Annotated in this window: 23 protein-coding genes; 13 read left to right on the top strand and 10 right to left on the bottom strand. The window is 36.8% G+C overall.

Translation table 11 applies throughout. The features are described 5' to 3' along the window. Position 1: 1 nt before the first annotated feature. Positions 2-481, top strand: a complete 480-nt coding sequence (gene msrA, locus ABMA76_RS15015; protein WP_392911271.1) for a peptide-methionine (S)-S-oxide reductase MsrA — start codon at positions 2-4, stop codon at positions 479-481. Positions 482-717: 236 nt separating this feature from the next. Next, positions 718-972, top strand: coding sequence for a hypothetical protein (locus ABMA76_RS15010; RefSeq protein WP_392857052.1), 255 nt, complete (start codon positions 718-720; stop codon positions 970-972). Between the two features lie 13 nt (positions 973-985). Here ABMA76_RS15010 and ABMA76_RS15005 read toward each other — a convergent pair whose 3' ends face one another. Further along, the gene (locus ABMA76_RS15005) at positions 986-1,942 is read right to left on the bottom strand and encodes a DMT family transporter (protein WP_392911273.1); all 957 of its coding nucleotides are present in this window, start codon (positions 1,940-1,942) and stop codon (positions 986-988) included. A 254-nt stretch (positions 1,943-2,196) separates the two neighbouring features. On the opposite strand from ABMA76_RS15005, the gene ABMA76_RS15000 reads away from it, so the two are divergent. After that, positions 2,197-2,451 (top strand): hypothetical protein, encoded by a 255-nt coding sequence (locus tag ABMA76_RS15000; protein ID WP_392911275.1) that lies wholly within the window; start codon positions 2,197-2,199, stop codon positions 2,449-2,451. Positions 2,452-2,484: 33 nt separating this feature from the next. Here ABMA76_RS15000 and ABMA76_RS14995 read toward each other — a convergent pair whose 3' ends face one another. Continuing rightward, complete coding sequence (locus ABMA76_RS14995; RefSeq protein WP_392911277.1) at positions 2,485-4,488, bottom strand: urocanate hydratase; 2,004 nt, start codon at positions 4,486-4,488, stop codon at positions 2,485-2,487. Between the two features lie 163 nt (positions 4,489-4,651). Here ABMA76_RS14995 and ABMA76_RS14990 point away from each other — a divergent pair, with 163 nt between their 5' ends. Next, positions 4,652-5,125, top strand: coding sequence for a CarD family transcriptional regulator (locus ABMA76_RS14990; protein WP_392911279.1), 474 nt, complete (start codon positions 4,652-4,654; stop codon positions 5,123-5,125). Positions 5,126-5,129: 4 nt separating this feature from the next. On the opposite strand, the gene ABMA76_RS14985 is transcribed toward ABMA76_RS14990, so the two are convergent. After that, on the bottom strand, positions 5,130-6,011 hold the full coding sequence (locus tag ABMA76_RS14985; RefSeq protein WP_393062046.1) for a trypsin-like serine peptidase: 882 nt from the start codon (positions 6,009-6,011) through the stop codon (positions 5,130-5,132). A gap of 189 nt (positions 6,012-6,200) precedes the next feature. Here ABMA76_RS14985 and ABMA76_RS14980 point away from each other — a divergent pair, with 189 nt between their 5' ends. Together ABMA76_RS14980 and ABMA76_RS14975 are read left to right on the top strand one after the other, a co-directional pair. Continuing rightward, on the top strand, positions 6,201-7,490 hold the full coding sequence (locus tag ABMA76_RS14980) for a hypothetical protein (protein ID WP_392911283.1): 1,290 nt from the start codon (positions 6,201-6,203) through the stop codon (positions 7,488-7,490). Further along, the gene (locus ABMA76_RS14975; protein WP_392911285.1) at positions 7,483-7,953 is read left to right on the top strand and encodes a hypothetical protein; all 471 of its coding nucleotides are present in this window, start codon (positions 7,483-7,485) and stop codon (positions 7,951-7,953) included. Before ABMA76_RS14980 ends, ABMA76_RS14975 begins: the two co-directional genes overlap by 8 nt. A 36-nt stretch (positions 7,954-7,989) precedes the next feature. Here the strand turns inward: ABMA76_RS14975 and ABMA76_RS14970 are convergent, their stop codons facing one another. From ABMA76_RS14970 to ABMA76_RS14945, 6 genes are all read right to left on the bottom strand, one after another. Then, positions 7,990-8,493, bottom strand: coding sequence for an NADPH-dependent FMN reductase (locus ABMA76_RS14970; protein ID WP_392911287.1), 504 nt, complete (start codon positions 8,491-8,493; stop codon positions 7,990-7,992). A 16-nt stretch (positions 8,494-8,509) separates the two neighbouring features. After that, a complete protein-coding gene (locus ABMA76_RS14965) occupies positions 8,510-9,493 on the bottom strand; it encodes a succinylglutamate desuccinylase (protein WP_392911289.1) in 984 nt (327 codons plus the stop codon). Between the two features lie 9 nt (positions 9,494-9,502). Continuing rightward, positions 9,503-10,723, bottom strand: coding sequence for a threonine ammonia-lyase (ilvA, locus tag ABMA76_RS14960; RefSeq protein WP_393062044.1), 1,221 nt, complete (start codon positions 10,721-10,723; stop codon positions 9,503-9,505). Positions 10,724-10,732: 9 nt separating this feature from the next. Next, a complete protein-coding gene (locus ABMA76_RS14955) occupies positions 10,733-11,251 on the bottom strand; it encodes an FxsA family protein (RefSeq protein WP_392911294.1) in 519 nt (172 codons plus the stop codon). Positions 11,252-11,354: 103 nt separating this feature from the next. Further along, positions 11,355-12,113, bottom strand: a complete 759-nt coding sequence (locus ABMA76_RS14950) for an SH3 domain-containing protein (protein WP_392911296.1) — start codon at positions 12,111-12,113, stop codon at positions 11,355-11,357. Between the two features lie 52 nt (positions 12,114-12,165). Further along, positions 12,166-12,585 (bottom strand): TerB family tellurite resistance protein, encoded by a 420-nt coding sequence (locus ABMA76_RS14945; protein WP_392911298.1) that lies wholly within the window; start codon positions 12,583-12,585, stop codon positions 12,166-12,168. A 202-nt stretch (positions 12,586-12,787) separates the two neighbouring features. Here ABMA76_RS14945 and clpS point away from each other — a divergent pair, with 202 nt between their 5' ends. The 7 genes from clpS (at position 12,788) to ABMA76_RS14910 (ending at position 20,882) form a co-directional block, all read left to right on the top strand. Continuing rightward, entirely contained in the window at positions 12,788-13,144 is a 357-nt protein-coding gene (gene clpS, locus ABMA76_RS14940) for an ATP-dependent Clp protease adapter ClpS (RefSeq protein ID WP_392857024.1), read from the top strand. A gap of 18 nt (positions 13,145-13,162) precedes the next feature. Further along, entirely contained in the window at positions 13,163-15,499 is a 2,337-nt protein-coding gene (gene clpA, locus ABMA76_RS14935; RefSeq protein WP_393062042.1) for an ATP-dependent Clp protease ATP-binding subunit ClpA, read from the top strand. A gap of 377 nt (positions 15,500-15,876) precedes the next feature. After that, the gene (locus tag ABMA76_RS14930) at positions 15,877-16,395 is read left to right on the top strand and encodes a hypothetical protein (RefSeq protein ID WP_021266390.1); all 519 of its coding nucleotides are present in this window, start codon (positions 15,877-15,879) and stop codon (positions 16,393-16,395) included. Between the two features lie 292 nt (positions 16,396-16,687). Then, positions 16,688-18,163, top strand: coding sequence for a tRNA (N6-isopentenyl adenosine(37)-C2)-methylthiotransferase MiaB (gene miaB / locus ABMA76_RS14925; protein ID WP_392911302.1), 1,476 nt, complete (start codon positions 16,688-16,690; stop codon positions 18,161-18,163). 94 nt (positions 18,164-18,257) lie between these two features. Then, the gene (locus ABMA76_RS14920) at positions 18,258-18,884 is read left to right on the top strand and encodes a hypothetical protein (RefSeq protein ID WP_393062040.1); all 627 of its coding nucleotides are present in this window, start codon (positions 18,258-18,260) and stop codon (positions 18,882-18,884) included. After that, positions 18,872-19,915, top strand: a complete 1,044-nt coding sequence (locus ABMA76_RS14915) for an aminopeptidase (protein ID WP_393062038.1) — start codon at positions 18,872-18,874, stop codon at positions 19,913-19,915. Before ABMA76_RS14920 ends, ABMA76_RS14915 begins: the two co-directional genes overlap by 13 nt. Positions 19,916-19,931: 16 nt before the next feature. Then, on the top strand, positions 19,932-20,882 hold the full coding sequence (locus ABMA76_RS14910) for a hypothetical protein (protein WP_392911309.1): 951 nt from the start codon (positions 19,932-19,934) through the stop codon (positions 20,880-20,882). On the opposite strand, the gene ABMA76_RS14905 is transcribed toward ABMA76_RS14910, so the two are convergent. Further along, entirely contained in the window at positions 20,883-21,704 is an 822-nt protein-coding gene (locus tag ABMA76_RS14905) for a hypothetical protein (protein ID WP_392911311.1), read from the bottom strand. Positions 21,705-21,816: the final 112 nt, after the last annotated feature.

Here is a 21,816-nt window from a genome sequence, read left to right as displayed (position 1 = left end):
AATGAACAATATTGAAGTCGCAGTATTTGGAGCAGGGTGTTTTTGGGGTGTCGAAGAAACCTTTCGAAAGCTTGCGGGAGTTCTTGAAACCGAAGTGGGCTATGCTGGTGGAAATAGTGATCATACAACATACGAAGAGGTCTGTACTGATACGACTGGGCACGCTGAAGTAGTTAAAATCACATATGATCCATCAATAATTAAATTTGAAAACCTAGTAGATATCTTCTTTAATAACCACAATCCCACAACCCTTAATCGTCAGGGAGTTGATATTGGCTCTCAGTATAGAAGTGTGATCTTCTACAGTAACGAGTCCCAAAAGGAAGCTGGAGCAAAGGCCATAAAAGAGCTTGAAGAAAGTGGTTGCTTTAGAAATCCTATAGTTACTAAATTGGAATTATTGAATAATTACATCAAGGCAGAAGAGTACCATCAAAAGTACTTGAAAAAGAAGGGACTTACGAGTTGCTCGCTATAGATTTTACTGAATTTATAAGTCCATGTTTTTATTGAGAGTGACATAGGAAGATGGCACTTTGAAATTATCTAAATCAATAAAATAGCTACGATTCATCTCTTTGTTCACTATTTAACTGCTTGTAATTCGATTAAGTTAAATTTCTCGTCTGAATTACCCAAAACCTTTGCATAATAACTAAATAGCCAAAACGGTTCTAGAGGGTTGCGAATTGGTTAATGACGAGGAGAACATAAATGAATATTGAGAACTTTAGAGAGACTTTTATTGCCCATGCAAGAGATGAGATTAAATCAATCGTTTCTCAATCAAAAATTAAAGGTGAGTTTGACTGCAGTGTCTTTAATGAGAAGTTAACAATCATTTGGTCGGAAGCACAAATCAATGGCCTTACCGAAGATGAGTTCGCAACTATAGTTGAAGAAGTTATCCCAACTCAAATCGATAATGTAATCTTTCCATTCACAAACGATATACCACTAGCAGCTTAGCGCTGTTTATAAATTATACTCGGGTATCGTTGACAACAGACGATGCCCCGGTATTTTCTATTAAGTCACTATCTTCACTTTCATCTTTTTTGATATTAGTAAATCTTGGTACAAGCGCTACTGATATAACGATGACAATTGAACCAGCAATGGCAGTCGGATCTAGCGTCTCTCCAAATAAGATATAGCCAAATAATGCAGCAAAGATCGATTCACTTAAGAAGACTAGTCCTACAATATGGGCAGGAATACTTCTTTGTGCCGTAATCTGAAGAGAGAAGGCAATCAGTGAAGAGAAAATCGATAGTATTAAAAATCCCCACAGTGGAGAAGGGAAGTTTAGGGGGGAGTTCGTGTAAAGAACTGCTAAGCTCGTTGGCCCTTCATAAATCAGTGCAAAAACGAATCCCATGATTCCCATAAAAATACATTGGAGAAAGTTAAAGCGAACAGCTTCGACATCATTGGCATATCGATCAGTTGCAATGATGTGTAGTGAGAAGAAGACTGCTGAAGCAATAACAAAGATATCTCCCAAATTAAAATTACTAAAGTCCATACCATTCATCATCATAATTCCAAGCATTGATGTTGAAAGTAGAAGCCAGAATGTTTTACGAACTCTCTGTCCTAAAAATATCACAGAAATTATCGGAGTAATAATAGCGTAGAAGACTGTGAAAAAGCCGGCTTTTGCCATTGTTGTCATGGCAATACCAACAGTTTGCAGCTGAAGGGCCATCATCAGAAGTGCTGAGCAAATGAGACCACCTAGAACTTCATCTTTTTTACTGGCAAGTTTTTTAAAGTCATTTCTAAAAAGTAGAATCAGAAAAGCGAATGAGCCAGCAAAGATATAGCGTAGCGAGTTTGACCACACTGGTGAATAGTCTGTTAGTGTAAATCGAGTTCCGGCAAAACCAAGACCCCAGATTGCACAAGCAATACTTAATAAGATGATACCTTTCATGGCGACAATATAATTCGCTTTTAAAAAGAAAACAACGAAGAGTTTCGACAAATGGACAAGTTCATTAGTTTTTATTTATTGCCAAGGAAAACTGACAAAAAATCACCATATCATCATTCAATTTTATTCAGATGGATAAAAATAAGTCATTGAATTTATTGAATTGCATGAATTAATTCTTAGAAATTAAAAATTGCTGCAAAATGAATAAGTAGAAATAGAGTACACGTACTTATTTTTCGGGGGACGTTCGAATGCAAAAAGATAATTTCAAACAAACTTTTTTAAATGAAACAAGAAATGAGGTGCAAGGAATTTACTTAGAAACAACAACAGATGGAGATTTTAATGCAGACCTTTTTTCTGAAAAACTAACGCCAATTTGGACAGCAGCTTCATTAAATGGCCTAGACGAATTTGAATTTATATCACTGGTCGAGGATATTATTAATAAAGATGCCCAGGAAATTTACTACCCCTTTAGTTTAAACTACAAAACTGCGGCATAAGAGTAAGCTCCCATAGTGGGAGCTTTTCTTTTTTTAAAGCAATTTATCATCAACTAAATTTGGAAGCGTTACTTTTAAAAGAGGCTCTTTTTCCATCGCTCTCTTAATTGCAAATGTGGCACCTTCATTACGTGCCCAACTTCGACGATTAATTCCGTTATTTACATCCCAAAAAAGCATCGACTTGATACGACGATCACAGTCTTCACTTCCATCGAGAACCATTCCGAAACCACCGTTCATAACTTCACCCCATCCGACACCACCGCCGTTATGAAGTGAAATCCAAGTAGCACCTCTAAATGAGTCACCGACAAAGTTTTGCACGGCCATATCTGCTGTAAAGCGAGATCCGTCATAAATATTTGAAGTCTCTCTGAATGGAGAGTCTGTTCCTGACACATCATGATGGTCGCGTCCTAGAACAACTGGCGCTTTTAGTTTCCCATCGCGAAGTGCTTTGTTAAAAGCAAGTGCAATCTGAATACGCCCATCACTGTCAGCATATAAAATACGAGCTTTAGATCCAACAACAAGATCATTTTCTTTTGCACCTTTGATCCAAGTGATATTGTCTTGCATTTGCTGAGTAATCTCACTTGGAGACTCTTGCATTAGTTTCTCTAGAACTTCAGTTGCTAGTTTATCTGTTAGATCAAGATCTTCTTGTGTACTTGAAGTACAAACCCATCTAAAAGGTCCAAAACCATAATCAAAACACATTGGACCCATGATATCTTGAACGTATGAAGGATACTTGAAATCTTCAGTCGATCCTTCCTTCATGATGTCGGCACCAGCGCGTGATGCTTCTAATAAGAATGCATTTCCATAATCGAAGAAATACATCCCTTTGTCGGCAAGCTTATTAACAGCATTAACATGTCTTACTAAGCTCTTTTGAACTTCAACTTTGAATTGTTCTGGATTATTTGCCATCATTTCATTTGATTCTTCAAATGTTAGATCAGCAGGGTAGTAGCCTCCGGCCCATGGGTTGTGAAGAGATGTCTGGTCTGAACCAATATCAATATAAATATCGCTTTCAGCGATCTTCTCCCAAAGATTAATAATATTTCCTTGGTAGGCAAGTGAAACAGCTTCTTTATTAACTTGGGCCTTCTTAATTCTTGCCATTAGTTCGTCAAGGTCAGTGAATACTTCATCAACCCAACCTTGTTCATGTCTTGTCTTAACTGCTTTTGGATTTACTTCCGCAACAACTCCAATACAACCTGCTATTACCGCAGCTTTTGGTTGTGCTCCCGACATTCCACCTAGCCCTGCAGTAACAAAAACTTTTCCAGCAGTCTCTGTAACCGCTTCTTTAGAAATTTTTCTTAGAGCATTTAGAACTGTAATTGTTGTTCCGTGAACAATTCCTTGAGGCCCAATATACATAAATGAACCAGCTGTCATTTGTCCGTATTGAGTGACACCAAGAGCGTTGAATTTTTCCCAATCATCAGGCTTTGAATAATTTGGAATCATCATTCCATTTGTCACAACAACTCTTGGTGCATCTTTATGTGACGGAAATAAACCAGCAGGGTGACCAGAGTAGAGAACTAGTGTTTGCTCATCTGTCATCGTCGCAAGGTATTGCATTGTTAAAAGATACTGTGCCCAGTTTTGAAAAACGGCACCATTTCCACCATAAGTGATGAGCTCATGTGGGTGTTGGGCAACAGCGTAGTCTAGGTTGTTTGAAAGCATTAACATGATTGCAGCGGCTTGCTTAGACTTATGTGGATACTCATCAATTGAGCGTGCATGAATTTTGTAATCTGGGCGGTAGCGGTACATATAGATGCGTCCGTACTTCTCTAATTCCTCTTTAAATTCTGGAAGTAGTTCAGCATGAAGATCGCTTGGGAAGTAGCGAAGTGCATTTCTTAGCGCTAACTTTTCTTCTTCTTGAGATAGAATTTGTTTACGTTTTGGAGCGTGGTTAATATCCTCTTCATATTTCTTATAATTTGGTAAAATCTTAGGAATACCCTCTAATATAGCTTCTTTAAAACTATCCGTGCTCATTCTTAAATCCCCTTAAAATAAAGTATATTAGAAGACATATATCACTTTTGGGATGAAGTAAAAAGGATTGAGCGTCAATTGACGCTACCTATTAACGAATAGATTGCCTTCGAGAAATTCTAATTCATTTGTGATATAATACTTATCTAACGAAAGGGGATTTATGCCAAAATTAGAAATAGGACAAGAGGTAGTATCGATTAACTTTGGAGTTGGCGTAATTACTGAAATCAAAGATATGAGTGGAGCGGAGTTCTACATTATTGAATCTTCCCAAGGACGTTCAACAACAATGATTCCAACAGTAAAGGAAGATGCATTTAGACCTTTAAGTAGTCCTACTGAATTAGAAGAAACTCTTGATAAACTTTCGCAAAATAGTGAAATCAGAAAATTCGATTCTAAAAAAGATCGTATCAATTTCTTTAAATCAAATATTCAAAAACAAGATATTGATACTTTCGTTGATAACATTCAGCAGTTACTTCAAATTACGGACAAAGGTTCGGCCGAGTCAAAGTACTTAGAAATGCTTTTAGAAAATCTATCTGTGGAAGTTGGTGCAGTCTTTAATGAAGATCTTAACCAAGCAAAAGAACGTGTGAACTCTTGCTTGGATGGTAAGTTTAGTTTTTAGATTTTTAGTCTTTAAGGAATAGAATTCTTGTAATTCTAAATACGTCTTCGCCACCGCAACCATTCATGTTACAGTGATTCGCTTCGTAGCAATCTTTTCTTGGATTGTATCTGTAGTCTTGGTCACCACGAACAAGGATACCTTCAACTAGTCCTGTTTCTTCGTTGAAAACAGCTGAACCAGAGTTTCCAGAGAAAGTGTCTAGATTTGTTGAAAAGCTATTCCAGTCTTTTTTGCGAACATATGCATCTGTTGCTACTTTTGATGGAAGCCCTGATGGGTGTCCGATAACAAAGATTTTTTCACCTTTTTTAATATCTCCACCATGAACATCACCTTCTTTACGATATTCAAGTGGCTTGCGATCAGTTACTTCTCGATTTAATTCGATGATTGCAAAGTCTTCTCCGTCTGGTTTTACACGCTCTAGACGTTGAGCAACAATTCGACGACAGCTATAAACATTCTTATCGTGAATTGTTCTTGCATCATCTTTTGGTGACTTCTTAGCATAGTCAAATACCCAGTAGTTATCGTAACAGTCTGACTTTGAAGTCATACAGTGACCAGCAGTTATAACATATTGTCTATTATCTTTTTCAACTAGAAAACCTGAACAGTCGGCAACATCAACTTGCTTATTGAATCTCTCACCATCACATAATTCAATTTTTGAATCAGCAGCAAGGTAAGTGTCCTTAGTATTCTTTTTAAGTTTTGATTTTGGGATCATTGCTAAAGTAGACCTTTGGGCGTCTAGTTTATTTTGATCAGTAACTTCGAATTGGTCCAGGCGATTATCTTCACCATAAACAACTTTATCAATGGCCATCGATGAAAGGTTAACAGTAAAAACAGCCGCTAGCAGGGCAAGAGAAAAGTTCATTTATTTATCCTTATTTTGTGAGTGGCGCATTAAAACAATGAGGCATTGAAAAGTACAGAAAAGGGCCTTAATAAAAAATTACAAATTCTTACATCCCATGTAAATTATTTACGTTGAGTTATAAGTATCCATAATCACATCTAAAGTTATATATCGCCTAAACCGATAAGTCCTTAAGATGAGAGACTTATGAAGAAAAATACAATTTTAACTTTTATATTTTTGGCCGCACTAAATACGTCTTGTCAGCTAACTAGTGGTGATTTTTTAAGCGGAAAGGCCCAAAGTATGGCCAAGAGGGTTTCACGTGAAAGTGATATTCTCGATGTCGTTGATGATGTTGTGCGTGAAGAAGAGGGCCAAGGCGTTAATGAAGACTTGCGTGATCTAACTGACAACTATTCTAATTTTCCAACTTCTTATGATATAACAGATTATATAAATGGTACTGTGGGTGCTCTTGGTACTCAGTGTTCGATGACCGATCAAGAACGTGAATGGTCATTTGTTAAGAATGTTGGTTCTGGCTCTTTCGGTGCCCGTAAGGTTTTGGCCACGATTTATCAATCGTGTCGGCCAATTAATACAATCATTGACTCAGATACTCCAAGCTTAAGTGGAGTTTCAACTCAAGAAGCAACATTCAGTAATGGAACAGACTTTAAACAAAGAGTTGTCCATGATCGTGCTGCAATGGTGAGATCTCATGAGATTTTACGAAAGCTAGATCAAGACCCTGGTTATCCTGGTGAGGGATGTATGGATGCAACGAAGGTTCCACCTGTTTATGGTTATGGCTCACGTAAAGGGCTTCGCAGTAAGGAGATTAATCTGTTTACTCGTGGGCAAGGTGTTTCAAAAGATGGTGCGAAAGCATCTGGTATCGATTGTTCTGAATTCATTTCGGCCGCTTATGCAGCAGAAGGACTAAAGTTTACAACTAATGATCGAGACTATCGTTCACTAACGACGACTTCTCTTCACGATACTGTAAAAAGTAAGAACTCATGTATTAAGCCGGTGAAATTCGATTTACCTTATTCTCTTCATTCGGGTGATATCATTAACGTAAAAGGAAGCCATGTTGTGATGGTTGATACTATTGGTGAAGATCCTTTGGCGATTCGAAAATTTTCTGAACTTGGCCGTTGTGATGATATTACAATTAGTGATTTTAATTTTACTTATATCCATAGTGGTGCTCTTAAGAATTATGGGCCGGCCAGAGTTGATGCAAAAACTCACGCAAAGCATCGTTCAACGATGTTTTCTACTTTAAGAACAAAAGCAGTTGCTTCATGTAAAGCGATTATTGCTAAGCAAGAGCATTCAAGTGAAATGATGTCGGGACGATTTAGTATTCTAAGACATGATTCTGCAAATTCTGCGTGCTGGTATGATGAACCAGCAAAGCTTAAGGGCGAAAGTTGTATCAATCAATGTCTTCAAGAAGAAATAAAAGGAGCAAGGAATGTATAAATTATTAATTGCTACTATTATATTTTCTCAATATAGCTATGCTAAAGAGATTTGTCCTTTTAATAAGGATGTTAAAAAAGTAGCTGCTCAATTGGCCGAAATTGAAATGAGTGGCATTAGACTTATTAGTGGTACAAAGGATGAATGCTTAAAAGAGAAATATCAAAAGTATTATCGATTCAATAAAGATCCTGATTATGATGCACCAAAGTCGTTGCAATATATTGCAGCTTCAGAAAAGGCAATTAAAATCTCTGAGGTAAAACTTATTGATAAAGATGTACATTCTTATGAGGCGAAGTACACAGTAAATGTAGAAGACTTAAAGGGAAAAAAGAGCGTCGTAAAAGACAGCTTTCGCTTTTATATCAATGTGTCTGAAAGGGCACAGCAAGGGGATGGTTGCGCCTCTGTTATTGAACCACCAAAGAAATTAATTTTACTAAAATCATGTAAGAAATAAAAAAGCTCCTTTCGGAGCTTTTTCTTTATGTGAAATTTAGGCAAGTTTTACTAAGCTTGCTAGCGCACCCTTCGCACCTTCTTCATTTAATTGCTTGCTGTAATTCGTTAGAAGTTTACGGCCAACAATATGAAGTCCAATGAAAGAAAGTTGATTTTGCATTGCTTGGATTACGTATTGACCGCCTCCACCAGAGTGTGTTCCAAGAACAGCTGGCTTATCAACAAATGCTTCACGCCATGATTCTCCCCCTGAACGAGATACCCATGCTATGGCATTAATAAATGAAGGTGTAACAGATCCATTGTATTCTGGAGTTAAGAAAACAAAACCTTTTGCTGCAATAAACTTTTCAGTTAGTTTTACACCATCTTCTGGAATTCCATTCTTTTCTTCTTCAGCTGTATATAGTGGAAGTTTGTAATCACTAATCTTTACGATTTCAAAAGATCTTCCTGTTTCCTGTGCTAATTCAAGAATCTTGTCTGCCATTTTTAGATTCATTCCGTCACTTGAAGTAACGATTAAAAAATCACTCATTTTCTCTCCTGATTTGTTATTCTAATTCTTTAATAAGTAGTAGTGCTCTTTGCCCTAAAATAACTTTAGAGTTTGGAAAAATCATACGTAAGTTATCTTCCGGAGCGAGGTACTTTTCGTTATTTTGGGTAAAAATATGATCACCTTTTTTAAAGAGAGTAAAGTTTGCGCTTTCTTCCTCCTCAAAAGTAAAACTAAAGTCATCATATTCTTTATTGATTGAAGCATAGATTGTAAATGCTTTTGGAAGAGCTTTATCTTTTAGCTCTTTAGAGCTTAAAAGGGATTCTATTGTCTCTTGCGCTGCTTTGAATTTTCCTTCGGGGTTCTTTCCAAAAGGATAGACCTTTCCTAATTCAACGGTGGCGCTATAGGCATTTAGCTTTTCAAAACTAAAGGAACTAAATACTGTTGATTCCTTATGAGAAAACAAAGATGCTTGAACCCCCATATTTGCTAGTACTAAGTTAAAGTGATGATCTTGTTTTCGATCCTCTGACTTAGGTACAAGTGCAAAGCGCTCCATCTCACTTTTCTTTAGGGCACAATGAAGGTCAAAGTGGAAAAGTTGTTTACCTTCGTACTTAGCAACAAAGTCATAGCATTGTTTCTCAAGAACACTTGCTCTTTTGACCTCATAGTTTTCAGGCAACTCTTTATAAGCTCCATTAAAGCAACGATTTAAATTGTATTCACTAAAGCGCTTACCAATATTCATGGCCTTTGGGTTACCAAAGATAAAGAGAATTGGAGAGTTGATGATAAGTTCATCACGATAAATCTTCTCTAGCGTCTCATTTGTAAACTCTATTGGTGCAGTTTCATTGCCATGAATACCGCAAGAGATTATGTAGATATCATCTGTTGTTACTAAGTTAGGCGTGACTTCAATGATACCTGTATCATGAATTTGAAACTGACAATTATCACTATTAAAAGTGCTCGTTCCAAGGCCATCTTCATTATTTCTTGTTGTCTTTAAGAAGTTTAATTCACTCATTAGCAGGCCCTAGACTCTTTTGGCACTAAGGCCCATTGAGTTGAGTTCATCAACAATCTCTTTAATGTGGAGATGACCTCTCGTTTCTAGAGAGAATTCAACTTCTGTTTCACCGAGGACGCTTGTCGTGAAGGCCCTATTATGATGAATCTCTAAAATATTTGCCTGTTTTGAGCCAATGATATTTGAAATTCTTGCAATTGTTCCAGGTGTATCAGGAACATTAACGATAATTGAGCAAGAGCGCCCAGAAGTAATGAGACCTCTTTCAATGATGCGATCGAGGATATTTAAGTCAATATTTCCACCGCTGACAACTAGGACAACAGTCTTTCCTTTTATATCTTTGAATTGATCGTATAAAAGGGCCGCAACTGAAGTTGCTCCAGCACCTTCACAAAGCACCTTTTCATATTCAAGAAGAGTCACAATAGCGTGTGAGATTTCAGTTTCTTTTACTATAACAATGTCATCCACATATTTTTTTACAATATTAAATGTATTATCAAGAACAGTTGTGACAGCGATTCCATCAGCAATTGTCTTTCTTTTATCGATTGTAACAATTCTATCTTGCTCGATAGAAGTTTTCATAGCAGGCATTTCTACTGCTTCAACTCCAATTATCTTCGCTCTGCTTCCACTTTCTTTGATGGCCGTTGAAATACCTGAGATGAGGCCACCGCCTCCAATTGGAATAGCAACAAGATCGACATCAGGTAATTCATCAATAATTTCTAAACCAATTGTTCCTTGGCCAGCAATAATATCTTTATCGTTAAATGGGTGAATAAAAACTTGTCCCGATTCTTTTTGAATCTCAAGTGCCTTTTGGTAAGCATCATCATAGAAGTTTCCGTGAAGGATAACTTCCGCTCCAAATTTCTTTGTGCCTTGAATTTTTGCTAGAGGAGTTGATTCAGGCATAACAATTGTTGCTTGAATACCAAGTTGTTTTGCTGCAAGGGCCACGCCCTGAGCATGATTTCCTGCAGAAGATGCAATAACACCCTTATCTTTTTCTTCTTTTGTTAATTTAGAAAGACGATTAAGGGCCCCTCTTATTTTATAGGCTCCCGTTAACTGCAAATTTTCAAGTTTCAAGTAAACTTGGCAGTCAAACTTCTCACTCAATGTTGTCGAGTATGTTAAAGGTGTTTTAATAATACGATTTTCAATAGCAAGCCTTGCATCTTGAATATCACTTAGCGTTACGTTCGTTGTTGTCATAATGAGATCTTACTTCTTTTCGTAATCAACTTCAAATGTGTTCTCATCTACTTGGATCGGGCCATTTTGAGTGCCTTCATGACGGGCCTGAGAATTATAGGCATTTCCTGAATAAGAAGAAAATCCACCACCATTTTTAAATGAATAAAATTGCATATTGCCACTTTCAATTGAGCTCATAAAGAATTTTTTCAAATAAATAAGCCAGATATGACGAGTTAGTGGAAGAACCATTGATAGTCCTAGGACATCTGTAAGAAAGCCTGGAGTTAAAAGGAGAAGACCTCCACCAAAGACAAGAAGTCCATGGATAAAACTATTGGCAGGCACTCGGCCTTGGGCAAGCTCTCCTTGGATCTTGGCAAGTAGTGCTGCTCCTTGCGATTTTGCTAGGGCCGCTCCGATTACACCAGTAATTAGAACTAGTAGAAAAGTATTTCCTCCACCGATTTGACCACCAATTGAAAAGAGTAGGTAAATCTCTATTGCAGGAATAACAGTGAATAACATAACTAATATTGGAAACATGGTACCTCATTTATTTTTGTGTACCTATAAGATGGGATGAGATTTAAGGATGTCAAGGTTGGGAATTTCGAAGAGTCGAAATTCCCATTGTATGTTATTGATATTAAATAGATTTTAAGTTCTTAGAATCGTAAACCCAACCTTCGTGAGTTGATCCTTTTAGATAATTCTTATACTTGATTTGAACCCAGTCACCGTCTGTTTTTAAGATCTCGACACGCGTATTTGGTGCAACAACTTCAAGCTTTTCACCCTTTGTACTTGGGATTGCTCTTAAGTTAAGGAACTTAACCGGAGTGTGGAATGACTTTTGGATTGCTACAACAGCGGGCTTAACAATTTCTTTTGTTACAATTTGAGTCTTAGGCTCAGATTTGAAAATCATTGCACTGGTAATTAGTGAAACTGCAATAATTGAGGCGGCAATATAAAGAGGTTTTTGGTCTTTGTACTCTTTGTTTTCTTTATTCTCTTTTGATGGAATAACTTCTGGTGCAGACTTAAGTTCGATTTGCTCTCGAACATTCTTTTGATTAATGATTATTGACTGAAGAAGTGACTCGAGCCTTTCAAATTTCTCGTTTACTTCTTTTGTTTCAAACCTTCTCTCAAGATCTTCGATCTTTTTGTATAAGTTATCCTTTTTCTCTTCTCTTTCTATATGTGTTTCAACATCTGATGCGACGACTGTCTGAGTTGTTGATTGAAGTAAGTTTGAAATAGGACTTTTAGAGGCTTTTTTTTCATTTTTTTCGAGTAAATTTGAAAAGTTGAAATTACCTTGAAAATCGTCATTCATAAATTGTGCGGCTTTCTTTAATGAGTTCTCTAGATTTTTGTTAGAATCAACACTCTCTTTCATTAAACTTCCTTGTCATAAATTTTAATTACTTATAAGAGTGTAGAGAATAGTTTTAGACTTGAAAAGTTTTTAAATACTCTTTCACATCTGCTTGTGCACTCAAGAAGTACTTCTTCTCAAGAACAAGAGCATTGGCAATGTAGCTAATCTCATTTGACTCTACATTGTCGACCTCACCATCGGCAGCGGCAATTGCAAATAGTGCCTTTAAGACTTGATAGCGCTCGTGTTGTGACATAATCTCAACAAGTGGTTTACAGTAACTTCTGGTATCAAGTCCAGAAAGCTCTTTCATTTTCTCGATAGAGTATTCAGTTATTAACTCGGCTTCCTCGGCATTTAATTGTGTCATACCTGTGATAATCTTTTTCATCTTTGATTTTTCATTTTGACTGACGTGAAAGTCCGAGTAGGCGATACGGGCAAGAAGTCCACAGATGCATGAGATGATAACTTTTCTTTCATCGTTCATATTTGGAAATTTATTATTCAAGTATGCGTGTATCTGATTTATAGAATCTGATTGATGATCGGCCTTCAGTGATTTGAAAAATTCGAAGAAGTTCATTATGGACCTTTTTTAGAGATTTTCAGTCGTATATACCTTGTAAAGAGTAACACAGATGGGCGATAATGGAAAAAAAGAAAAAAATTTAGAAAGTCGAGGAAGTAAATTGGATAAGTTTGAAGTTGGCGATATTGACATTAGAAAAATGAATACCATCTTTAGTACTGAAGAGGATGGTGATGTAGCACTAGAAGATAAAGTAAGGGTTAAGAAGCCTTCTAAATATCATGTCATCCTACATAATGATGACTATACGACAATGGAGTTTGTCATTTGGGTGTTGATGCATATCTTTAATAGAGGTCAAGAAGAGGCCATGAAGATTATGCTCGATGTCCACAATAATGGACGAGGGGTATGTGGAACCTATTCATATGAAGTTGCGGAAACAAAAATGAATAAGGTTATGTCTGAAGCAAAGAAAGAAGGACACCCACTACTTTGTACTGTTGAGCCTGAATAGGCACAGGAGAATTATAAAATGATGTCAAAAAAATTAGAAACCATCATTAATGAGTCAATTCAAAGAGCAAATACTTTGAAGCACGAATATCTGACTCTTGAAAATGTCCTTTTGTCTCTACTTGCAGATGAAAATGTAAGAGAGATAATCGAATATTGTGGTGGTGACCTTGAAGAAATTGAAAGTGAGCTTAACGAGTTTATCCACGATGAATCTAACTTTAGTATTCTATCAGAGGATCAAATTGAGTCTCTTTCTAAACAACAATTCGTTAACGATGAGTTAAGGGAGCTGGCACGAGAAAACGGGATTGTTTACCAACCTGAAATCTCAATGTCTCTACAAAGAGTCATTCAAAGGGCCGCGATTCATGTGCAGTCCAGTGGAAAAAGTCAGATTCTAGGAATCAACCTACTCGTTTCTTTGTTTCAAGAGAAAGAAAGCTTTGCTCTTTATTCTCTTCAAAAGCAGGGGATTGAAAGGTTCGATATTGTTAAGGCAATTTCCCATGGACTTGGCCCAGATCAAGATGAAGAAGAAGTTCCTCGTATTGAATATGTTGAGGGGGAAGAACCTCAATCTCGTTCTAAGAAAGGAGATTCTTTCTTAGCTAAGTTTACTGTTAACTTAAATGAGCTAGCTAGAGAGAATCGTATTGACCCTCTCGTTGGTCGAGAAGAAGAGGCCCTCCGAATTGTTCAAATTCTTTGTCGTCGCCGTAAAAATAACCCACTTCTTGTTGGAGAAGCCGGAGTTGGTAAGACTGCGATTGTGGAAGGTCTAGCACAACGTATTGTTGAAGAGAAAGTCCCAGATATCTTAAAAGGTACAACTATTTTCAATCTTGATATGGCCGCCCTTGTTGCAGGAGCAAAGTTTAGAGGTGATTTCGAGCAAAGAGTTAAGGGTGTTATTAAAGACCTTGAAAAGCTCGATAAGGATGGGAAAAAGGCGATTCTATTTATTGATGAAATGCATACCGTAATGGGTGCCGGAGCAACTTCTGGTGGAAGTATGGATGCCTCTAACTTATTAAAGCCTGCTTTAAGTCGTGGAGTTGTTCGCATCATTGGCTCAACGACATATGCTGAGCATAGAAAGTTTATTGAAAAAGATCCGGCATTTAACCGCAGATTTCAAAAAATTGATGTGGATGAACCTTCAAATGAGGACACAATTGCTATCTTAAAAGGACTGCGACCTAAGTTTGAGTCTTATCATGGTGTTAAGATCTCTGACAACATAATCAAGGAAGCCGTGGCCTTAACATCTCGCTACCTAATGGATCGTAAAAATCCAGACAAATCAATTGATGCCATTGATGAAGCAGGTGCTTTAAATCAAATTCGACCTGAAAGTAAGAAGAAATCATCGATTACAAAGAAGGATATTGAAGATGTTGTGGCCAAAATGGCCAATATTCCAAAGATTACTGTTGAGACGACTGAAAAAGATAAGCTTAAGGATCTAAATAAGAATCTTAAAATGCTTATTTTTGGACAAGACCATGCAGTAGATGAAGTGTCTCAGGCCATTTATATGTCTAAATCTGGTCTTGGTGATGAAGGAAAACCTATTGCTAGCTTCCTATTTGCAGGCCCAACCGGAGTAGGGAAGACAGAGTTAGCTAAACAACTTTCCATCCAACTAGGTTGTCACCTTGAGCGCTTTGATATGTCAGAATACATGGAAAAACATTCAGTCAGCAAGCTAATTGGTTCGCCTCCTGGTTATGTTGGCCATGATCAAGGTGGTTTATTAACAGATGCTGTTAAGAAAAACCCACATTCTGTTCTACTACTTGATGAAATCGAGAAAGCACATGTGGATATCTATAATATTCTTCTACAGGTGATGGATCATGGGTCTCTAACTGACTCTCAAGGGAGAACAACAGACTTCACAAACACAGTGATAATCATGACGACGAACGCTGGAGCTAAGGAAATGGATAGCGGATCTATTGGCCTTGCAAAGTCATCTTCAAAGAATACAGGTAAGAGAGATCAGACAATTAAGAACTTTTTTAGCCCTGAATTTCGTAACCGTTTAGATGGAATTGTACACTTTGAGAAACTTTCTACTGAGTACATTGTTAAAATTGTTGAAAAATTCGTTTCACAACTTGAAATTAAGTTAGCTGCTAAAAATATTGAGATCGTTTTAAGTGAAGAAGCTAAAATTTGGCTTGCCGAAAATGGATTTGATGAAAAAATGGGGGCAAGACCAATCGCTCGAATCATCGATCAGAAGCTTAAGAAGCCAATTTCTACTGAAGTTCTATTTGGAAGTTTAACTCACGGTGGAAAAATAGAAGTAGTCGTTGAAAACGATGATCTAAAATTGAATTTTTAAAACTTTTCTAAGACAAATGACAATCAAACTTACATTTTTTAAATGCTGAAACTGCCCTGAAAGGGCAGTTTTTGCTTATTCTTTTGAAAAAAAATGAAAAAAAATCGCTTAATTTTTTTATAAGAGTAAGTCCGAAACTAACGTCTATCAGGAAGATTAGAAAGTTTTGTGTTTTTTGGAAAAGCCTTGCTGTCGGCTCGTTTCGAGGTTTTCTTTAAAAATAATGTAAAGTAATTTCAAAATTAATCCGAAGTTAAAAAGGAACATAGGGAAATAAAAAAGATGCTTATGCTTATCAAAAAGTAATTTTTTATTTGCACACAAATAAAATTATGTTTACCATAAACATAAGTATTGAAAAAACCAGGAGGATGTCAATGGCAGTTAAGAAAACTACTAAAAAGACAACTAAGAAAAAAGTAGCTAAAAAAGCTACAAAAAAAGTAGCTAAGAAAGCAGCAAAGAAAACTGCAAAAAAAGCTACAAAGAAAAAAGTAGCTAAAAAAGCTACTAAGAAAGTTGCAAAGAAAGCTACAAAGAAAAAAGTAGCAAAGAAAGCAACTAAGAAAGTTGCAAAGAAGGCAACTAAGAAAAAAGTAGCAAAGAAGGCAACAAAGAAAAAAGTTGCAAAGAAAGCTACAAAGAAAAAAGTAGCAAAGAAAGCAACTAAGAAAGTAGCAAAGAAAGCAACAAAGAAAAAAGTTGCTAAAAAAGCTACAAAAAAAGTAGCTAAGAAAGCTACAAAGAAAAAAGTTGCAAAGAAAGCTACAAAAAAAGTAGCTAAGAAAGCGACTGCAAAGAAAGCAACTAAGAAAGTAGCAAAAAAAGCTACAAAAAAAGTAGCAGCTAAGAAAACAGCAAAAAAAGCTACAAAAAAAGTTGCTAAAAAGAAGTAAGAAACACAATTCTTAATTCAATAATGAGTCGGCCCGCTTTAAGCGGGCCTTCTTATTTTCAAATCTATTTACATTCCACCCAAAAACATCTAAAAAAAGACCATATTATCGCCAGATTTTATAGCTGATACGATAAGAATAATTCAATGATTTCAACACATTACAGTCTTTTAAACTGTAGTTATCTCCTTGGTTTTCTCGTCATTTCAGTTACTTATAAGATTATCATCTCTTAATTCTGCCCGTAGGTTGGTCAGGGGAAATGAAAGAAAGGCGTTAGAAGGATAAGTTCATGACAACAGATATTTCTCCAACAGGTCTAGGTGTAAGTAAGCAAAATCACGTTGCTTCATCATTTATTGATGAAAAGTCAGGTGATCGTATCGTTCAATTGGGTGATGTGACATTTCCACCAAGAAAGGTTTGGATGAAAACATACGGTTGTCAGATGAATTATCATGATACTGAACGTATTCTTTCACACCTAAAGAATTTAAATTTTTCTCATACTGAAGATTTGGAAGAGGCCAGTCTGGTTCTTTTCAATACATGCGCCGTTAGGGAACTTGCTAATAATAAATTTTATTCACAATTAGGTGAGCTAAAGCATTTAAAACAGCAAAAAGGTGATGATCTTGTTATCGGTGTTGGTGGATGTGTGGCCCAAACTGAAGGGAAGGATCTTGTTAAAAAATTTAAGCACCTTAACTTTGCCTTCGGTCCAGATACAATTGATACAATTAACGATATGGTTTACCGCACATATGCAGGGGATGATAAATTCTCTGTTAATACTTGGGACCGCTCAAGTAATTTTTCAATTGAAACAAAAATTAATCATGGAACACCACAAGCATTCGTAAATATTATCAAAGGGTGCGATAAATATTGTACATACTGTATCGTTCCTTACACTCGTGGCCGTGAACGTTCAAGAAAACAGGCCGAGATTGTTGAGGATGTAAGAAGACTCGTTGAATACCAAGGTGTTCAAGAAGTTATGCTACTTGGTCAAAACGTAAACTCTTTTGGAAAAGAAAATGGAGAGCGATTAAGTGATCTAATCATGGATCTTGACCAAATTAACGGCCTTGAAATTTTAAGATATACAACTTCACATCCGTATGATGTGTCGGATGACTTAATTGCAGCTCACGGAGCAGCGAAAAAACTATCAAAACATTTACACTTACCAGTCCAATCTGGTTCAAATACTGTTCTTCAAAGAATGAATCGTGAGTACACTAAAGAACATTACCTAGGGCTTCTAGAAAAACTTCGTGCTGCCAGGCCTGATATTGTTCTTTCAACTGATATTATCTGTGGCTTCGTAAATGAAACAGATGAAGAACACAAAGAAACACTTGATTTACTTGAAAAAGCTCAATTTGATTTCATTTATTCATATGTTTACTCACAAAGAAGTAAAACTCGTGCTGCAAAAATGGAAGATTTCCTAACTCAGGAAATTAGAAAGTCACGTCTTCATGAGGTACAAGCTTTTCAACTTGCAATTCAAGAAAAGATTCGCGCTAAGATGGTTGGCAATGAATACCGCGTGCTAGTCGAAGGTTCGAACACAATGAAAGGTGAAACGAAGTGGAAGGGGAGAACAAATTGTAATCGCCTAATTCACTTTAAGGGACCAGCAGAAAACGAAGACCTTAATCTTAAATGGCATTGGGTTGACGTTAAGTGTATTTCGACAACTGCACTCTCTTGCCAGGGTGAACTACTTCAAGATCATGGTCGCCGCTTAAATAAGTAGTTGTAATGACAAAGTTAAATGGAGTTCTTTGCCTAAATAGGCATTGATGAGTTCGTAAGTTGTAAAATATCCTTGAGTATACTTTGAGGATATTATGAAATTACGCTTACCCTTACTTTGTAAAATTATGTTCTTAGGCCTTTTATCGATGAATTCAATGGCCCTTACAGAACTTGATCTCGACTTTAACTACAATAAGAATATCTTTGGGCTTGATCGCCAGTCTTATGAAACAAAGAGAACATATGCTGGATCAGTTACATTCTACTTTCTTTCTAAAACTGGGATAGAGTTTAATATTTCTCAATCTGAGAATGAAATTATTGGAAAGTACGACAACTCTGACCTTTCGACAGGCCTAGTAATTGAAAACGAATATACCAATATTAAAACTCAAAGCTTTGGAATTGGTATTAGACAGGCGCTTTCTGGCCGTAAATCATTTCTTCAACCGCTCATCTCATTAGGTTGGAGTAGACAACAATATACTCTTTATTCAACAACTTTAGTTAAGGACTTAGATACTTCAACCGAATATCTCATTAAGTCTGGAGAAGAGAAGTCGAGTTATGATGCAATGTTTGGTGCCTTTGCTCTAAAAATGATGCTAACAAGAACTTTCTCAATTAAGGGCTCAGTAAGAACGGTCTTTCGTGCTTTCAAATTTGAAGAGGCGAGAGATCAGCTAAGTTATAACGCTGGGATCTCATGGTTATTCTAAAAAGAATCTTTCAATACTCTCTTTTATTAAGCTGTCTATCATGTGCCAAGATCAGCTATCTAACAGAACAAGGTATTGGCCAAGTGGATATTCTTTGGAGTGCTAGAAAGAACCATGAAGTTTTAGAAGACCCAAAAGTTAGTGAAGAGTATAAAGCCAAAATTAAACAAATCGAAACTTATAAGACTTACTTCTATAATTATTGGCAAAGGCCATCGACAGATATTTATTCTAAGACGACTCTCTTGAAGTCTCGTGCAGTTACTTACCTGGTTATCGCTTCAAGGCCAAATGAAATTAAGGCCCGTAAAGAGTGCTTCACATTCTATGGCTGCTTTCCTTACTTGGGTTTTTTTAAAGAAGAGTCTGCTACGGAATTTGCTAAGGGGCTCGAAAGAGAAGGGTATGAGACTTATACAAGGGATGTCTTGGCGTACTCGACGTTGGGAAACTTTGACGACCCCATTCTTTCTTCTTTCTTTGAATATGGAAAATATAGCTTAACAGAAACTGTCTTTCATGAACTATTTCACACTATCTTCTTTGCAAAGAGTGAGGTTGATCTCAATGAAAATCTTGCTAATTATTTTGGCGAACAAATGCTCATCGAATATTACAAAGATGATAAAGAGTTGGACGGTTACTTTAAAAATCTAGAGCTAAACTCTAAGCTTAAAAAGGCCGTCACTGATCACGCTCAAAAGCTTAAGGATATCCTAAAGCAAGATGATTGGGAGAATGCAAAGAAGGAATATCTTTCAAAGACGATGCCTAAGGAGCTTACCAGTCTATGCACTAAGCTTGAGGTGACAAATTGTTGGCCCGCAAAAATGGAGTGGAACACGGCATCTCTAGCTGCGTTTATGACTTATGAGAAAAGCCAATCTTATATCACTCAGTACGCAAAGCAATTTAATGGAGACCTTAAGGCTCTTTTTGCAAATATTGAGCAACGTTATGAGAAGTATCTCGATGACGATATCGAGGGAAGTTTTGAGAACTATCTTTTTAATTCCAAATCGTTAAATTAGTGATATCTTTCTTGTTATGAAAAACAAGAAGCACTTATTTTTTATTGATCCAATCGAAAAACTTGTCACAAAGAAAGACTCTACAATCTTAATTGCCTTAACGATGCAAGAAAGAGGTGAGGATGTTTACGTTCTTTTTGAAAAGGACTTCTTTGTTCAAAATGCTAATGGTATTCAGTTCGACTGCTATCGAATTAGTGGAAAGATTAATGAAAACTTCTATGTTGAAGACTTCAAAGTAGATGAATCTTCAGAGGTTGTTTCGGTTGATTCAAATACGACGATTCACATGAGAATCGATCCTCCATATGACTCGCGCTACCAGCGCTATCTTTGGATGCTTAATTTCCTTACTGATATGTATGGTGTTCAAGTTTTAAATAACCCATTAGGGATTATGAAGCACAATGAAAAGCTTGCGGCCTATACTAGAGAGTTAAGTCTCGACAGTTATGTGGGAACTTCTTTGTCGGGAGCAAAGAAATTTGTTTCGATACTTGAGGCCCGTGGCGTTCAGGAATTGATTTTAAAGCCTTTAGATCTCTATCAGGGTATTGGTGTTCAAAAAGTGTGCTTAAACGAATTTGAGGGGCATTTTAAGGCCAAATGCGATGAGTTTAAAGGTCCTGTTGTTGTACAAGAATTTGATAACTCAGTTATTGAAGGTGAAATTCGTACAATTTTCTACCAAGCTAAGGAGTTGGGAACAATTCTTAAGGTTCCTAAAGAAGGAGAGTTTCTTGCCAATATTGCACAAGGTGCAAAGTACTCAGCAGTAGAATTAGACGCTCAGGTAAAGGCGGAATGTCAGCATATTTGCGAAAAGCTTATGGCCGATGGAGTTGATTTAATTGCATTTGATATTTTAGGTGGAAGAATTTCTGAAGTAAATGTGACGTGTCCAGGCTTAATGGTGGAGGTTTCTTCTGCTATGAAAAGAAACCTCGCACTCGATCTATTTAAATAATTACATTCTTGGAGCTGACGCTGGAAAGTCCTTTGTCGAGTCAGTTGAAAACTGAAGATCAAAGGCGACACAGTCATTTGGCCATACCGATGCCATTGGACAATAACCATTTGTTACGGCATCACTTTGGCTATAGCCTTGGTTTAAATAGTATTGGCAAGACCAATCCCACTGAACATCAAGAATGTCCACAATCATTGGCCCGTAAGTTGTCGGTAGTGTTGAGCCAGAAAATTCCTTAACTTTTGAAACTTCTTCATTTGCAATATCACCAAAAGTTACAGTTCTTGTTAAGTTACAAGGCTGTCCTTCGGCCCTAAGACAAAGCTTAATTCTTAGTTTCTTATATTGTTGTGGATTATAGTGACATTTAACGCCGTAATCGTCGTAAGTTCCTTGAGAAGGAGCAGTTCTTGGACGGACGCGAATATTAAAACGAGAGTCTGTGTAGAGCATTGCTTGACCTGTTCCAAGTGATGTTGAGGACCATCTTACATTGGAGCCAGAAGAAACACGTGAGTTTCCGTGCAGGATAATACTTCCAACGGTATAGAAGTTTTGAGTTTGGCCACCATCGGCATCACCCTCTTCGTTACCGCTACCGTAACCATCACCTGGATCAGTTTGCTCATTATTGCCATTATCATCGCTGTCATCACTGCCATCACCCCAGTCCCAGCCTCCGCCGTTACCGTTTCCAGAGTTATTGTTATCCCAACCATTTCCATTAGAGTTACTAAAATTAGCTCTAGAGTTAGTCGGCTGAGTACAGCTCGTTAATGTCATGAGTACTAAAGTTCCCAATAATATAAATTTTCTCATGTAATCCTCGTTCTTACATTTCCTCACTATTTTATCGGTAATCTATTGAATATACTTTAATCTTCACTTAAGTGTTTAAAATCTCAGTAGCATTTTTTCTAAAGCTTGCTAA

This window comes from Halobacteriovorax sp. ZH5_bin.2 (assembly GCF_043196375.1).
Taxonomy (GTDB): domain Bacteria; phylum Bdellovibrionota; class Bacteriovoracia; order Bacteriovoracales; family Bacteriovoracaceae; genus Halobacteriovorax_A.
This window is presented reverse-complemented; position numbering and strand designations above follow the sequence as displayed.

What these genes read in the sequence shown, in the direction of transcription:
- msrA (WP_392911271.1), top strand. Translation starts at nt 2, where the DNA reads ATGAACAATATTGAAGTCGCAGTATTTGGAGCAGGGTGTTTTTGGGGT.
- ABMA76_RS15010 (WP_392857052.1), top strand. Translation starts at nt 718, where the DNA reads ATGAATATTGAGAACTTTAGAGAGACTTTTATTGCCCATGCAAGAGAT.
- ABMA76_RS15005 (WP_392911273.1), bottom strand. Translation starts at nt 1,942, where the DNA reads ATGAAAGGTATCATCTTATTAAGTATTGCTTGTGCAATCTGGGGTCTT.
- ABMA76_RS15000 (WP_392911275.1), top strand. Translation starts at nt 2,197, where the DNA reads ATGCAAAAAGATAATTTCAAACAAACTTTTTTAAATGAAACAAGAAAT.
- ABMA76_RS14995 (WP_392911277.1), bottom strand. Translation starts at nt 4,488, where the DNA reads ATGAGCACGGATAGTTTTAAAGAAGCTATATTAGAGGGTATTCCTAAG.
- ABMA76_RS14990 (WP_392911279.1), top strand. Translation starts at nt 4,652, where the DNA reads ATGCCAAAATTAGAAATAGGACAAGAGGTAGTATCGATTAACTTTGGA.
- ABMA76_RS14985 (WP_393062046.1), bottom strand. Translation starts at nt 6,011, where the DNA reads ATGAACTTTTCTCTTGCCCTGCTAGCGGCTGTTTTTACTGTTAACCTT.
- ABMA76_RS14980 (WP_392911283.1), top strand. Translation starts at nt 6,201, where the DNA reads ATGAAGAAAAATACAATTTTAACTTTTATATTTTTGGCCGCACTAAAT.
- ABMA76_RS14975 (WP_392911285.1), top strand. Translation starts at nt 7,483, where the DNA reads ATGTATAAATTATTAATTGCTACTATTATATTTTCTCAATATAGCTAT.
- ABMA76_RS14970 (WP_392911287.1), bottom strand. Translation starts at nt 8,493, where the DNA reads ATGAGTGATTTTTTAATCGTTACTTCAAGTGACGGAATGAATCTAAAA.
- ABMA76_RS14965 (WP_392911289.1), bottom strand. Translation starts at nt 9,493, where the DNA reads ATGAGTGAATTAAACTTCTTAAAGACAACAAGAAATAATGAAGATGGC.
- ilvA (WP_393062044.1), bottom strand. Translation starts at nt 10,723, where the DNA reads ATGACAACAACGAACGTAACGCTAAGTGATATTCAAGATGCAAGGCTT.
- ABMA76_RS14955 (WP_392911294.1), bottom strand. Translation starts at nt 11,251, where the DNA reads ATGTTTCCAATATTAGTTATGTTATTCACTGTTATTCCTGCAATAGAG.
- ABMA76_RS14950 (WP_392911296.1), bottom strand. Translation starts at nt 12,113, where the DNA reads ATGAAAGAGAGTGTTGATTCTAACAAAAATCTAGAGAACTCATTAAAG.
- ABMA76_RS14945 (WP_392911298.1), bottom strand. Translation starts at nt 12,585, where the DNA reads ATGAACGATGAAAGAAAAGTTATCATCTCATGCATCTGTGGACTTCTT.
- clpA (WP_393062042.1), top strand. Translation starts at nt 13,163, where the DNA reads ATGATGTCAAAAAAATTAGAAACCATCATTAATGAGTCAATTCAAAGA.
- ABMA76_RS14930 (WP_021266390.1), top strand. Translation starts at nt 15,877, where the DNA reads ATGGCAGTTAAGAAAACTACTAAAAAGACAACTAAGAAAAAAGTAGCT.
- miaB (WP_392911302.1), top strand. Translation starts at nt 16,688, where the DNA reads ATGACAACAGATATTTCTCCAACAGGTCTAGGTGTAAGTAAGCAAAAT.
- ABMA76_RS14920 (WP_393062040.1), top strand. Translation starts at nt 18,258, where the DNA reads ATGAAATTACGCTTACCCTTACTTTGTAAAATTATGTTCTTAGGCCTT.
- ABMA76_RS14915 (WP_393062038.1), top strand. Translation starts at nt 18,872, where the DNA reads ATGGTTATTCTAAAAAGAATCTTTCAATACTCTCTTTTATTAAGCTGT.
- ABMA76_RS14910 (WP_392911309.1), top strand. Translation starts at nt 19,932, where the DNA reads ATGAAAAACAAGAAGCACTTATTTTTTATTGATCCAATCGAAAAACTT.
- ABMA76_RS14905 (WP_392911311.1), bottom strand. Translation starts at nt 21,704, where the DNA reads ATGAGAAAATTTATATTATTGGGAACTTTAGTACTCATGACATTAACG.